Origin of the sequence: Mesorhizobium argentiipisi (SeqCode), assembly GCF_037179585.1 — a bacterium.
GTDB classification, from domain to species: domain Bacteria; phylum Pseudomonadota; class Alphaproteobacteria; order Rhizobiales; family Rhizobiaceae; genus Mesorhizobium; species Mesorhizobium argentiipisi.
Genome location: NZ_JAPYKO010000005.1, coordinates 166,757 through 179,253 on the forward strand (window position 1 = coordinate 166,757; position 12,497 = coordinate 179,253).

The following is a 12,497-nucleotide window of genomic DNA, read 5'->3' on the forward strand; positions in this document are numbered from 1 at the left end:
CTGCCGGATCGAGATGCGAAGGAAAAAGAGGATCAAATGCGCAAAATCGTAGCCGGCAAACTTCATGGCATTCACGTCACCGAAGCAAACCTGAATTACCACGGATCGATAACGCTGGACCCTGACCACTGCGAGGCAGCAGGAATACTGCCCATGGAATTCGTGGAGATTTGGAACAAGAATTCCGGTGCCCGAATTTCGACCTATGTCATTCTTGGCGAACGCGGCTCGCGATGCTGCATTCTCAACGGCGCCGCCGCCCGCACCTGCCAGCCCGGCGACCAGATTATCGTCTGCAATTCCGTCTATTTGGACGAAACCGAAATCACCTTGCTGAAACCGCGGATCCTCATGTTCGACCAGGACAACCGCATACGCGATCGCCTGAGCTACTCGGTCGAGCTTGATTCACATGGCCGATACAGTTTCTCCATCCTGGATGAAGCGAACGCGCCTTTGGCCATTCCTGTCCTGGTCTCCGGCACCTGACGTGGCCGCGACACATCCGCAAGTGGCTACTTCGCCGCTTGCCGCAATACTCTTGTGTTGCCGTGACAGTCGCGGGTACCGGCCGATGGCATTGCAGACAGCCTTGATGCTACCTGCTGCCGCCTAACGCAGCCCCCCTGCTTGAGCAGGCTGAATATGTCGTGCGGCTTGAGTGAAGCGATCGGAACCTCGTCGACATAAAGCCGAAAGCGCTTGCTGCTGATTGGACCATTGATGAACAATGGTGTTCCGACCCGATTGTGGCGTGGCGCCGCCAGGAAGGTCATTATCTGGGCTGCGCCATGTCGGTTAGGCTTTGGTCTAGTTTAGAATTTCGCCGACGGATCTTACTCCATCGACGTGTGACCGCCTTGCTCCTTGTTGAGCAATTTCGCGATGCCTTGGGCGGAGACCGGCTTGCTGAAGTGATAGCCCTGCATCTCGTCGCAATTGTTCTTGCGCAGGAACGCCACCTGGTCGTTCGTCTCCACGCCTTCGGCAATGACCCTGAGATTGAGTTTCTGTCCAAGCGAGATCACGGCGCTGGCGACAGCCTGATCGTTCTCATCGGTAACGAGATCGTTGATGAAGGACTTGTCGATCTTCAGCCGCGCCACCGGAAAAGTCTTCAGTGCGCTGAGGCTCGAATACCCGGTGCCGAAATCGTCGATTGAGATCTGCACGCCGAGGCTCTGCAGCGCGTTCATCGTCGACACAGCCATGTCGACATTCTGCATGATCAGGCTCTCGGTCAGTTCGAGCTCGAGATATTTCGCCTCCAGGTCGCAGTCCTTCAGCGCGTTGACCACGCGATTGATCAGATTGCTTTCCTTGAACTGTCTTGCCGACACATTCACGCACACCACCATCGGCGGCAGGCCATCATCCTGCCAGGCCTTGTTCTGCCGGCAGGCTTCGTGCAGCACCCAGTCACCGATCGGCACGATCAGGCCGGTCTCCTCGGCCAACGGGATGAACTTTATCGGCGAGATTAGCCCCAGGCTCGGATGTTTCCAGCGTATCAGCGCCTCGACAGCAAAGACATGGCCGGAGCGAAGGTCGACCTGCGGCTGGTACAGCAGCGTGAATTCGCCGCGTGCCAGCGCATTGCGCAATTCCTCCTGCAGCAGGAATCTCTCATGGCCGCTCGAATTGAACTCGGGCGCATAGAACTGGACATTGTCGCGGCCAAGCTCCTTGGCGCGGTACATCGCTGCATCGGCATTGGCCAGCAGCGCATCAGCGGTTGCGCCGTCATCCGGATAGTTGGCAACGCCGATGCTGGCTGTCGTTCTCAGATGATGTTTGCCAAGATGAACTGGCTCGGCGACCGCCGCCCGGATCTTCTGCAAAGTCTCGGCCACAAGCTCGGCATTCGGCTCCTGGTCGAACAGGACGACGACGAATTCGTCGCCGCCCAGCCGCACGACCGTATCGGTCGCCCTGACGCATTCGACCATGCGGCTGGCGACGGCCTTCAACAGCAGGTCTCCCGCGTTGTGGCCGAGCGTATCGTTGACCAGCTTGAAATTGTCCAGATCGATGAACACCACGCTCACCCAGCGGCCGTAGCGCTGGGCATAAAGGATGGCCTGAGAGAGTCTGTCGCCGAGCAGGGCGCGATTGGGCAGCCCGGTCAGCGTGTCGTGGTTGGCCATGAAATGGATGCGGTCTTCGGCAAGCTTGCGCTCGATGGCAATGCCGGCGATGCGGGTGGTGAAATCGATGAGATTGCTCTCGGCCTTTGTCGGCTCGCGCACCGTCTTCGAATACATGGCAAAGACGCCGAGCACCACGCCGGTATGCGACAGGATCGGCGTCGACCAGCAGGAACGGTAGCCATAGGGCCTCACCAGATCGCGAAAATCCTCCCACAAGGGATCGCTCACAATATCGATGACGATGACAGGCTCGCGCCGGTAGGCGGCGGTGCCGCAGGAGCCGACCTTGGGGCCGATGCGGATGCCGTCGATGGCGTCGGTGTAGTCCTTTGCCAGGCTGGGCGCCGCGCCGTGCCGCAGATGGGCGCCGTCGGCGTCGAGCAGCAGCACGGAGCCGAAGATATCGCTAAGCTGCGATTCGATCAGCCGCACGAGCCGTTCGAGCACTTCTTCCAGCGGCGCGCTCGTCGCGATCATCTCCAATATATGCGCCTGGCCGCTGCGCAGGTCGTCGGCCAGCTTGCGCTGGGTGATGTCGTGGGCAATGCCGACCAGGCCAAAGACCCCGTTCTCGGCGTTCCTGAGCGGCACCTTAGTCGACGACATCCATTTGCCCGCGCCCGAGGCGTCGACGATGAATTCCTCCTTGTCGATCATCGGCTGGCCGCCGCGCAGCAGAGCCTGCTCGCTGGCGCGGAATTGCCGGGCCAGCTCTGGGGCATGCAGGTCGAAATCGCTGAGGCCGATCATCTCGCTCGGGTCATGTCGGCCATGGTCAGTCGCAAGTGCCTTGTTGACGACGACGAAGCGGCTTTCGGTGTCCTTGACCCACAGATAGTCGGGAACCCAGTCGATCAGCGCCTGTAGCGAAACACGCTCGCTGACCATCACGCGGCTGGCGGCGAGCTCGGTGATGTCTTCATGCGTGGCGATCCATCCGCCGTCGGGCATCGGCTGATGAATGATCTGGATGGTGCGGCCGTCGTTCAGCTCGGCGGTCCAGTTGGTCGAACCGTTGCTTGAGTTGATCGAACGGGCAAAGGCGAGGTAGGCCTCGCTCTCCATCGCAGATGTCCCTGCGGCGACCCGGTGTTCGATGATATCGGCAAGTGTCATGCCCGCCTGCAGCTTTCCTGGCGAGATGCCGTAGATCTCGGCGTAGCGGCGGTTGCACAGGATCAGCCGTTCAGCGACGTCGAAAAAGCAGATGCCTTGCGAGATGTTGTCGATTGCCGTCTCGAAGCGCCTGGCCTGGGCTTCGAGCGTGGCGATGGTGGCCTTGAGCTCGCGCTCCAAGTCTTCGTAAGCAGCAACGGCCAGCTTCGACAGCGCTGTGATTCCCGCCTGGTCCGCCGCCTCGGCACTTCGTTTCGATGATTTCGTGACCAAGCAGCGTTCTCCGGTTCAGGAGCAAGCAACATTGCTTGTTGGCACTAAACCACCGATTGTATTGGCAGATGCCTAATTTTGGGTGAATTCGTGCCGGAGCGCCCGGCCCCACCGATCAGCCGGGCGGATTTTGTCGGCCGGCGATTTCCCCCCGCGAACCGAATGCGGTTGACAAAAGGTGACGGTCCCGTTCAATTCGACGCATTCACCAGGGGAGTCCCGGCAAGGGGCTGAGATACTGCTGGCTTTCGCGGCGCAGTGACCCGTTGAACCTGATCCAGTTCATACTGGCGTAGGGACGGTGCAAGCGCTTTGCGGGAGTTCATGCCCGAAGACCTGTCTTAAGCAGGTAGATCGAAGCGTCTTTTCATCCTTCCGGCACAGAACTGGGTCTCCAATGCAAATGAGCAAAGGAGCCTCAAATGAATGCCTTGACCCCCGCCGTGTCGACGGGACCGCTGCCCGCCTCGCGGAAAACCTACAAGCCCGGCGCCATCCACCCGCAGATCAGGGTGCCGATGCGCGAGATCGCCGTCCACCCGACCGCCGGTGAGCCACCGGTCACGGTTTACGATCCGTCCGGCCCTTATACCGACCCCGCTATCGAGACCAGCATCGAGACCGGCCTTGCCCGGCTTCGGCAAGACTGGATCGTGGCGCGCGGCGATGTCGAATCCTATGACGGCCGCCATGTCAGGCCGGAGGACAACGGCTTTGCGACCGGTGAGCGCCTGACGCCGGAATTTCCCATTCGCAACCGGCCGCTCAAGGCCAAGCAGGGCAAGGCTGTGACTCAGCTTGCCTATGCCCGCGCCGGCATCATCACGCCCGAAATGGAGTTCGTCGCCATTCGCGAGAATCTTGGCCGCGAGATGCTGCGCGGCAAGCTGCAACGAGACGGCGAGGCCTTCGGTGCCGCGATCCCGGATTTCGTCACGCCAGAATTCGTACGCGACGAGGTGGCTCGCGGACGCGCTATCATTCCCGCCAACATCAACCATCCAGAGAGCGAGCCGATGATCATCGGTCGCAATTTCCTGGTCAAGATCAACGCCAATATCGGCAATTCCGCCGTCACCTCGTCCATGGCCGAAGAGGTCGAAAAGATGGTCTGGGCGATCCGCTGGGGCGCCGACACGGTCATGGACCTGTCGACGGGCCGCAACATCCACAATATTCGCGAATGGATCGTACGCAACTCGCCGGTGCCGATCGGCACGGTGCCGCTTTACCAGGCGCTGGAGAAGGTCGGCGGCATCGCCGAGGACCTCAACTGGGAGGTCTATCGCGACACGCTGATCGAGCAGGCCGAGCAGGGCGTCGACTATTTCACCATCCACGCCGGCGTGCGGCTGCACTACATCCCTCTGACCGTTGACCGGGTGACGGGTATCGTCTCTCGCGGCGGCTCGATCATGGCGAAATGGTGCCTGCACCATCACCGCGAAAGCTTCCTCTATGAGCATTTCGAAGAAATCTGCGACATCTGCCGCGCCTATGACGTGTCCTTCTCGCTCGGCGATGGCCTTCGTCCGGGCTCGATCGCCGACGCCAATGACGCGGCACAATTCGCCGAACTGGAGACGCTCGGCGAACTGACGAAGGTCGCATGGGCCAAGGATTGCCAGGTCATGATCGAGGGGCCCGGCCATGTTCCCATGCACAAGATCAAGCAGAACATGGACAAGCAGCTCGCAATCTGCGGCGAGGCGCCCTTCTACACGCTTGGACCGCTGACGACCGATATTGCGCCCGGCTACGACCACATCACCAGCGGAATCGGTGCCGCCATGATCGGCTGGTTCGGCACGGCCATGCTTTGCTATGTGACGCCGAAGGAACATCTCGGCCTGCCGGACCGCAACGACGTCAAGACCGGCGTCATCACCTACAAAATAGCCGCACACGCCGCCGACCTCGCCAAGGGCCATCCTGCGGCGAAGATTCGCGACGACGCGCTTTCGCGGGCGCGGTTCGAGTTCCGCTGGGAAGACCAGTTCAACCTGTCGCTCGATCCGGAGACCGCGCGCTCGTTCCACGACGAAACTTTGCCCAAGGAAGCGCACAAGGTCGCGCATTTCTGTTCCATGTGCGGGCCGAAATTCTGCTCCATGCGCATCTCCCACGACATCCGTGCCGAAGCGCAGAAGGAGGGGATGGCGGCGATGGCGGAAAAATACCGCGCGGGCGGCGATCTCTATATGCCGGTGAGTGACACCACGCCCGAGGTGCCCGAGCCGTCATGAGGGTGCTGGTCAAGGGGGCCGGCGTCGCCGGCCTCACCGCGGCCTTCGAACTCGCGGCTCGTGGCGCGGCAGTCACCGTCGCCGAAATCCGGTCCGGTCTCGGCGGCAACGCATCGTGGTTCGCCGGTGGCATGCTGGCGCCCTGGTGCGAGCGCGAAAGCGCCGAGCAGCCCGTGCTGGACCTCGGACGCGGCGCCGCCGAATGGTGGGATCAAGTGCTGCCAGGTCAGGCGACGCGGGCCGGGACGCTGGTTGTTGCAACGCCGCGGGATGCGGGCGAGCTTGACCGCTTCGCAAGCCGCACCTCAAGCTATTGCTGGATCGATGAGGAGGAAATCGCGCGGCTGGAGCCCGACCTCGCCGGCCGTTTTCGCCGCGGGCTGTTCTTCGCCGGCGAGGCGCATCTCGACCCGCGCACTGCGATGGCAGCGCTTCACGAAAAGCTTGTCGCGATGGGCGTCGACTTCCGCTTTGCCACGGACGCCCGGCAGCTTTCCGGATTCGACCGCGAGATCGACTGCATGGGAATGGCGGCGGGCGATGAGAGGCTGCGCGGCGTTCGCGGCGAAATGCTGATCCTGCACACACCCGATATCTCGCTGTCGCGCTCAGTCCGGCTGCTGCATCCGCGCTTTCCGCTCTATGTGGTGCCGCGCCCCGATCACCGTTTCATGGCCGGCGCGACGATGATCGAGAGCGATGACAGCGGTCCGGTCACGGTCCGTTCGATGATGGAACTTCTGAGCGCGGCCTGCGCGCTCCACCCGGCCTTCGGCGAGGCCGGTATCGTCGAGACCGGCGTCGGAGTTCGTCCAGCCTTTTCCGACAATCTGCCGCGTGTCGAAGCATGTGGAAATGGCGTCGCGATCAACGGGCTCTACCGCCATGGTTTCCTTCTTGCGCCCGCCATGGCGCGGCTGGCCGCCGATCTTGTCTTCGATCACGACAAATCCAAGGAACTTGCACATGATACTGATCGTCAACGGCGAAGCGCTTGAGAGTGCCGCCACAACGCTGGCGGAGCTGCTTGCAGCGCTCGACTATGAGGGCGATTGGCTGGCGACGGCCGTCAACAGCGACCTCGTGCACAAAGCCGACCGGGTAGAATTCCTGTTGAGCGACGGCGATCGGATCGAGATCCTGTCGCCCATGCAGGGAGGCTAGCGCCATGCTCGATCTGTTTGGAACGACGCTTGGCTCGCGCCTGCTTCTCGGCACCGCCCAATATCCTTCACCGGCCATCCTCGCCGACGCTGTCAGGGCATCGGGCACGTCAGTGGTGACCGTCTCGCTCCGCCGGGAAATGGCAGGCGGCAAGGCTGGCGAGAAGTTCTGGTCGTTGATCCGGTCGCTCGGCGTCCACGTCCTGCCCAACACCGCCGGCTGCCATTCCGCCAAAGAAGCCGTCACAACCGCGAAAATGGCGCGCGAAGTCTTCGGCACGTCCTGGATCAAGCTCGAAGTGATCGGCAACCATGATACGCTGCAGCCCGACGTGTTTGGCCTGGTCGAAGCCGCCCGCATCCTGTGCGAAGACGGCTTTGCGGTCTTCCCTTACACCACCGACGACCTCGTCGTTGCCGAACGGCTGCTGGACGCGGGCTGCAAGGTCCTGATGCCGTGGTGCGCGCCGATCGGTTCCGCGCTCGGCCCGGTCAACATCCCGGCGCTGCGCTCGATGCGCGGACATTTCCCCGGCGTCCCGCTGATTGTGGATGCGGGGCTCGGACGGCCATCGCACGCGGCAACCGTCATGGAACTTGGCTTTGACGCCGTGCTCTTGAACACCGCGGTTGCCAAGGCAGCCGATCCGGTCGGCATGGCGGGTGCGTTCGGCAAAGCGGTAGATGCCGGACGTGAGGCTTTCTGCTCGGGAATGCTCGAACCGCGCTATGTCGCCATGCCGTCGACGCCCACGTTCGGCAGGGCGGCCCTTTCATGAAGCTCGATCCCTTCTATCTGATCGTCGACAGGGCCGGATGGATCGAACGGCTGGTGCCACTTGGCGTCAAGCTGGTGCAGTTGCGCATCAAGGACAGGGATGAGGCCACGCTGCGGACGGAAATCCGCCGCGCGAGCGACGTCTGCACGGTCCATGGTTGCCAACTGATCATCAACGACTATTGGCGGCTGGCCATCGAGGAAGGCTGCGACTTCGTCCATCTCGGTCAAGAGGATTTGGCTGCGGCCGATCTGCTGGCGATTAAATACGCCGGATTGAAGCTCGGGCTTTCGACCCACGATCACACCGAACTGGAAACGGCGCTGGCGGCCGAGCCGGACTATGTGGCGCTGGGACCCATTTATCCGACTAGCCTCAAGAAGATGAAATGGGCGCCGCAAGGGCTCGAACGGATCAGCGCGTGGAAGCGACAAGTTGCACCGATTCCGTTGGTTGCCATCGGTGGCCTCAACCCTGACCGGCTCGACGGTGTCTTCGAGGCTGGCGCAGACTGCGCGGCAGTGGTCACCGACATTACGCTGAATGCCGATCCCGAAGCGCGCACGCAACAATGGATCGAGAAGACAAACCGATGGCGCTAAGGCAAGAGCCGCACGTGCTTGTCGTCGGGGGATCCGACTCCAGCGGGGGTGCCGGCGTTGCACGCGATATCGAGACGATCTCTGCCGTCGGCGTGCGCACCTGCCTTGCCGTCACCGCGGTGACGGTGCAGACCCACGATGCCGTCATCGCAATCCATCATCAGCAACCCGGGCTGGTCGCCGACCAGATGCGCGCAGCATTGCGGGCCAACAAGGTGTCGGCCATCAAGATCGGCATGCTCTCAACGGGGCGGGTCATTGTCGCGGTCGCGGCCGTGCTCAGCGAATATCCATGGATACCGGCTGTACTCGACCCTGTACTGGCTTCCTCTTCGGGCAGGCCACTGCTGGAAGCGAACGCGATCGGCGCCATGAAACGGGATCTCATGCCGCTCTGCCGACTCGTCACGCCAAATCTCATCGAACTGGCGGCCCTTGTCGGATCGGAACTGGCAGCGGACGATGATGACGCGCTCCAGCAGGGAAAAAGATTGCTTGCAGCCGGGCCGCAGGCGTTGTTGCTCAAGGGTGGCCACGCGACGGGACCGCGATCAACAGATATTTTGATGCGTCCCGATCAAGAGCCCGTCCGTTTCGACGCGCTTCGTCTTGCTGGAACGATGCGCGGGACGGGCTGCATGCTGGCCAGCGCCATCGCCGCGCATCTGGCGAATGCGAGGTCGCTCGAAGAGAGCGTGCTCGAAGGCAAGCGGTTCGTCTTGGAGAAACTTCGGAAGAATTCCGCCGAATGATCTAGCCTTTGCGAAAATTTTGCGTCCATCAAATCGGGAGGGATCCCAATATCACTTCAACTCCTCGGCGAAATGCCTGTAGGGTGGCGATCGCTGCAAGCCGAGACACTCGCGCCCCTCAGCATCAGTGTCAACGTCAACGCTGCAAAGGCTGCCGTGGGCAACACGCCTCTCCTTTCCGGGAAAAGCTTCGGCCTATCATGCCACGACCGACCGTGCAGCCATTCGGCGGGTTGTCGAACGAGGCGAAAATGACGAAGCGGAAGATCAACCTTGTTGGACCTGGCAAAGTCGGCCAGACCCTTATGCGCCGAATCGTCATGGCTGGCGAGTACGAGGTCCAGGACGTTGCCGGCCGCACTGCACAGGCCGCCGGCCTCGCCGTGGAGTTTATCGGCGCGGGAACCGCCGTTTCTGCGATTGCAGACATGCGACCGGCTGATTTTTGGTTCCTCACTGTATCCGATACGCAAATCGCAGCTGTGGCTTCCCTGCTTGCGGAGTCGGCCTCAAGCAGGCGCTCCATCGCGGTGCATTGCAGCGGCTTCCTGCCGGCCGCCGAGATGCAGCCCTTGCGAAGCCTGGAATGGCGCCTAGCCAGCGTGCATCCGTTGCTGACATTTGCCGACCCGGCAATCGCCGTCGGACAGTTTGAAGGGACGCTCTGTGGCATCGATGGAGATGCCGACGCCATAGTGGCTGTCGAGGCCCTTGTGCGCGGCATCGGCGGGCAACCGTTTTCACTCAACTCCGAATACAAGGCGATCTACCACGCCGCAGCCGTGTTCTCGAACAACTTCACCGTGGTCCTGCAAGCGGTGGCGCGCGAGGCCTGGGCGCGAGCCGGCATTCCACAAGAGATCATTGAACAGCTGAATGCCCATCTGCTTTCCGCGACGACGGAAAACATCACAAAGCTAGGCCCGGCAGCCGCGCTGACCGGACCGGCGGCACGCGGCGACCTTCGGATCGTCGCGCAGCAGGAGGCGGCGGTGCGGTCGTGGCATCCAGATGCAGGCAGGATCTATGGGGAGCTCAGCATCCTCGCCGGCCGCCTGAAGCGAACGGGGACGACGCGCCCGATGAGCGGAGTTTGAGGTGGGGAAGTTCGATTGGAAGCCCGTCGTGCGCCGACAATGGCCGGTTGGGGTCACGATGTTCCCTTGACGGGACGGTCGGGGCCATTGCTGCCGTTCCACCAATGACCCAGCCGCAAGTGCTGCCTATCAGACGGGCTATCGCGCGATGGATCAAGACGCATGCCGGGCGTGTCACGCCAAGTCCGGTTCGCCTGAGATAGCAGCCACGTTTGGCAGGGGCATAACCTCGATATTGTCAATCAGTCGTGTGTTGCCGAGCCATGCCGCGGCGAGCAGGCGCGCGGGGCAGTAAAGTGCGTTCAGAGGCCGGAGATCGGCGTCCGACCGCAATTCCAGATATTCCACCTCGCGATAGCCGGCCGAAAGGATGGCGGCGCGCGCGTCCGAGAGTGTTGGGCTCACCGGCGCTCCGTCAGCGATCTGCTCGGCTGCTTCGAGCAGAATCGATGCAAGCTTCGGTGCAGCTTGTCGCTCGGCCGGTGTCAGCCGCACATTGCGCGAGGATAGTGCCAGCCCATCTTCTTCGCGAACCGTCGGACAGCCGACGATGGTGATCGGAATATCCAGATCTCGTGCCATTCGCCGCACCACATGAAGCTGCTGGAAATCCTTTTCCCCGAAAAAACCAAGATCGGCGCTGGTCTGAAGGAATAGTTTTGCGACAACAGTGGCGACGCCATCAAAATGACCTGGCCGAAACGCGCCGCACAGACCCTCGCTGACGCCACCGATCGAGACGGTGCTGGCAAAACCGTCGGGATATATTTCCGTTGCATCCGGCGCGTAGAGCAGATGCGCACCAATGGTGCCGAGCTTTGCAGCGTCCTCCACCTCGGTACGCGGATAGGCGACGAGATCGGCCGTGCTGTTGAACTGCTTTGGATTGATGAACAGCGTCACAATCACGCGATCGGCCCTTCGAGCGCGGCCCGTACCAGGCTGAGATGCCCCTCATGCAAGGCACCCATTGTGGGTACCACCGCAAATGTGGCGCCTTCGCGACGCCATCCCGCGACGACGGTGCGAAGGTCTGGCACAGTCCTGACGATCGGTACACTCATGCCGGCTCTCCACCCTTGATCGCTTTGGGCCCATTCCCAAAGACGTGCTCAGCACCCGGAAAGCGTCGCTCACGCACGTCTCGCGCGTAGGCCGCGATCGCGGCTTCCGCCTGCTCTCCAAGTTCAGCGTAGCGCTTTACGAATTTCGGCCGAAAGTCCGTGAACATGCCAAGCATGTCGTCGACCACCAGGATCTGCCCGTCACAGGCTGACCCGGCGCCTATACCGATGGTGGGAATGGCGATGTCCGCAGTAATTCTACTAGCCAGTTGCGACGGCACCTTCTCGAGCACGATGGCAAACGCCCCAGCCTCCGAAACTGAAGTGGCATCGCGCAAGATCCGTTCCGCATCCTCGCCACGCCCCTGGACCTTGTAGCCACCAAAGGTGTTCACCGCTTGTGGGGTCAGGCCGACATGCGCCATCACCGGGATCCCGCGGGCGACCAGGAACTGGATCGTGCCTGCCATGCCGTCGCCGCCCTCGAGCTTGACTGCAGCACAGCCGGTTTCCGCCATCAGCCGGGCGGCATTGCGAAAGGCCTGTTCCGGACCTTCCTCATATGACCCGAACGGCATGTCCACGACCATCAAGGCCCGCTCGAGGCCGCGGCGCACCGCCTGCCCATGCATGACCATTATGTCGAGTGTGACGCCCAGCGTAGACGGCAAGCCATGCAGCACCATACCGACGCTATCGCCGACAAGTGCGATATCGCAGACACCATCGACAAGCCTCGCCATGGGTGTCGTATAGGCCGTGAGACAGACCAGCGGGGTCTCGCCCTTGCGGGACACGATGTCGGGCGGTGTCAGGGCCTTGATTTTACGTGTCGCGCTCATCGGATCTCCTCCCTAAGGTCAACTACGCCGGGGGGCGTTTGGCATAATTTTGTGCGGATGCGAAGAGCAAGTTTTCACGTCGCGGGAGACGTTGACGGCTGGTGGGAGGCAGTCCGCGTTCGTCGAAGTTGAACTGACCAGCCTCGATGGAAGCGGCGGACCAAGTTGTACGCAATGGAATACGACCCCTCCAAAACACTGAGACCGACCAGAAAAGTGACCAGGGACTTGACGTGAATGTGGATCTGATTGCGGTGGTTGGCGCCGTTAAAAACGGTCAGCGATGTGTTCTCACCATCGATCAAGCAAATGCCTTGCCGTCAGGGCGTCAGCATAATCCATCTATATGAATGCTGGCTCCGGGATCACTTCGATCGCGGCGCTTTGGCGCCCGTTCTTGAACCGTGGAGGAC

At 61.7% G+C, this 12,497-nt stretch carries 10 protein-coding genes, 1 pseudogene and 1 riboswitch; of the genes and pseudogenes, 8 read left to right on the forward strand and 3 right to left on the reverse strand.

Going from position 1 to position 12,497, the window contains the following annotated elements; all coding sequences use genetic code 11:
- The first annotated feature begins 36 nt into the window (after positions 1–36).
- Complete coding sequence (panD, locus tag O7A05_RS10530; protein WP_337092969.1) at positions 37–489, forward strand: aspartate 1-decarboxylase; 453 nt, start codon at positions 37–39, stop codon at positions 487–489.
- Between the two features lie 347 nt (positions 490–836).
- On the opposite strand, the gene O7A05_RS10535 is transcribed toward panD, so the two are convergent.
- Positions 837–3,539, reverse strand: coding sequence for an EAL domain-containing protein (locus O7A05_RS10535; RefSeq protein ID WP_337092970.1), 2,703 nt, complete (start codon positions 3,537–3,539; stop codon positions 837–839).
- Between the two features lie 200 nt (positions 3,540–3,739).
- Positions 3,740–3,856, forward strand: a riboswitch (TPP riboswitch).
- 105 nt (positions 3,857–3,961) lie between these two features.
- Here O7A05_RS10535 and thiC point away from each other — a divergent pair.
- The 7 genes from thiC (at position 3,962) to O7A05_RS10570 (ending at position 10,178) form a co-directional block, all read left to right on the forward strand.
- Entirely contained in the window at positions 3,962–5,785 is a 1,824-nt protein-coding gene (gene thiC, locus O7A05_RS10540; protein ID WP_337092972.1) for a phosphomethylpyrimidine synthase ThiC, read from the forward strand.
- Positions 5,782–6,783, forward strand: coding sequence for a glycine oxidase ThiO (thiO, locus tag O7A05_RS10545; protein WP_337092973.1), 1,002 nt, complete (start codon positions 5,782–5,784; stop codon positions 6,781–6,783). The genes thiC and thiO overlap by 4 nt, the downstream gene beginning before the upstream one ends.
- A complete protein-coding gene (gene thiS / locus O7A05_RS10550) occupies positions 6,752–6,949 on the forward strand; it encodes a sulfur carrier protein ThiS (protein WP_337092975.1) in 198 nt (65 codons plus the stop codon). The genes thiO and thiS overlap by 32 nt, the downstream gene beginning before the upstream one ends.
- Positions 6,950–6,953: 4 nt before the next feature.
- A complete protein-coding gene (locus tag O7A05_RS10555) occupies positions 6,954–7,727 on the forward strand; it encodes a thiazole synthase (RefSeq protein ID WP_337092976.1) in 774 nt (257 codons plus the stop codon).
- Positions 7,724–8,329: a thiamine phosphate synthase gene (locus tag O7A05_RS10560; RefSeq protein ID WP_337092977.1), complete on the forward strand. Its 606-nt coding sequence runs from the start codon at positions 7,724–7,726 to the stop codon at positions 8,327–8,329. Before O7A05_RS10555 ends, O7A05_RS10560 begins: the two co-directional genes overlap by 4 nt.
- Complete coding sequence (thiD, locus tag O7A05_RS10565; protein ID WP_337092979.1) at positions 8,320–9,081, forward strand: bifunctional hydroxymethylpyrimidine kinase/phosphomethylpyrimidine kinase; 762 nt, start codon at positions 8,320–8,322, stop codon at positions 9,079–9,081. The genes O7A05_RS10560 and thiD overlap by 10 nt, the downstream gene beginning before the upstream one ends.
- 251 nt (positions 9,082–9,332) lie before the next feature.
- The gene (locus tag O7A05_RS10570) at positions 9,333–10,178 is read left to right on the forward strand and encodes a Rossmann-like and DUF2520 domain-containing protein (protein WP_337092980.1); all 846 of its coding nucleotides are present in this window, start codon (positions 9,333–9,335) and stop codon (positions 10,176–10,178) included.
- A gap of 174 nt (positions 10,179–10,352) precedes the next feature.
- Here O7A05_RS10570 and panC read toward each other — a convergent pair.
- Positions 10,353–11,242: pseudogene (panC, locus tag O7A05_RS10575) on the reverse strand (pantoate--beta-alanine ligase).
- Entirely contained in the window at positions 11,239–12,084 is an 846-nt protein-coding gene (gene panB, locus O7A05_RS10580) for a 3-methyl-2-oxobutanoate hydroxymethyltransferase (RefSeq protein ID WP_337092981.1), read from the reverse strand. Before panB ends, panC begins: the two are co-directional and overlap by 4 nt.
- Positions 12,085–12,497 lie beyond the last annotated feature (413 nt).

What these genes read in the sequence shown, in the direction of transcription:
- panD (WP_337092969.1), top strand. Translation starts at nt 37, where the DNA reads ATGCGCAAAATCGTAGCCGGCAAACTTCATGGCATTCACGTCACCGAA.
- thiC (WP_337092972.1), top strand. Translation starts at nt 3,962, where the DNA reads ATGAATGCCTTGACCCCCGCCGTGTCGACGGGACCGCTGCCCGCCTCG.
- thiO (WP_337092973.1), top strand. Translation starts at nt 5,782, where the DNA reads ATGAGGGTGCTGGTCAAGGGGGCCGGCGTCGCCGGCCTCACCGCGGCC.
- thiS (WP_337092975.1), top strand. Translation starts at nt 6,752, where the DNA reads ATGATACTGATCGTCAACGGCGAAGCGCTTGAGAGTGCCGCCACAACG.
- O7A05_RS10555 (WP_337092976.1), top strand. Translation starts at nt 6,954, where the DNA reads ATGCTCGATCTGTTTGGAACGACGCTTGGCTCGCGCCTGCTTCTCGGC.
- O7A05_RS10560 (WP_337092977.1), top strand. Translation starts at nt 7,724, where the DNA reads ATGAAGCTCGATCCCTTCTATCTGATCGTCGACAGGGCCGGATGGATC.
- thiD (WP_337092979.1), top strand. Translation starts at nt 8,320, where the DNA reads ATGGCGCTAAGGCAAGAGCCGCACGTGCTTGTCGTCGGGGGATCCGAC.
- O7A05_RS10570 (WP_337092980.1), top strand. Translation starts at nt 9,333, where the DNA reads ATGACGAAGCGGAAGATCAACCTTGTTGGACCTGGCAAAGTCGGCCAG.
- panB (WP_337092981.1), bottom strand. Translation starts at nt 12,084, where the DNA reads ATGAGCGCGACACGTAAAATCAAGGCCCTGACACCGCCCGACATCGTG.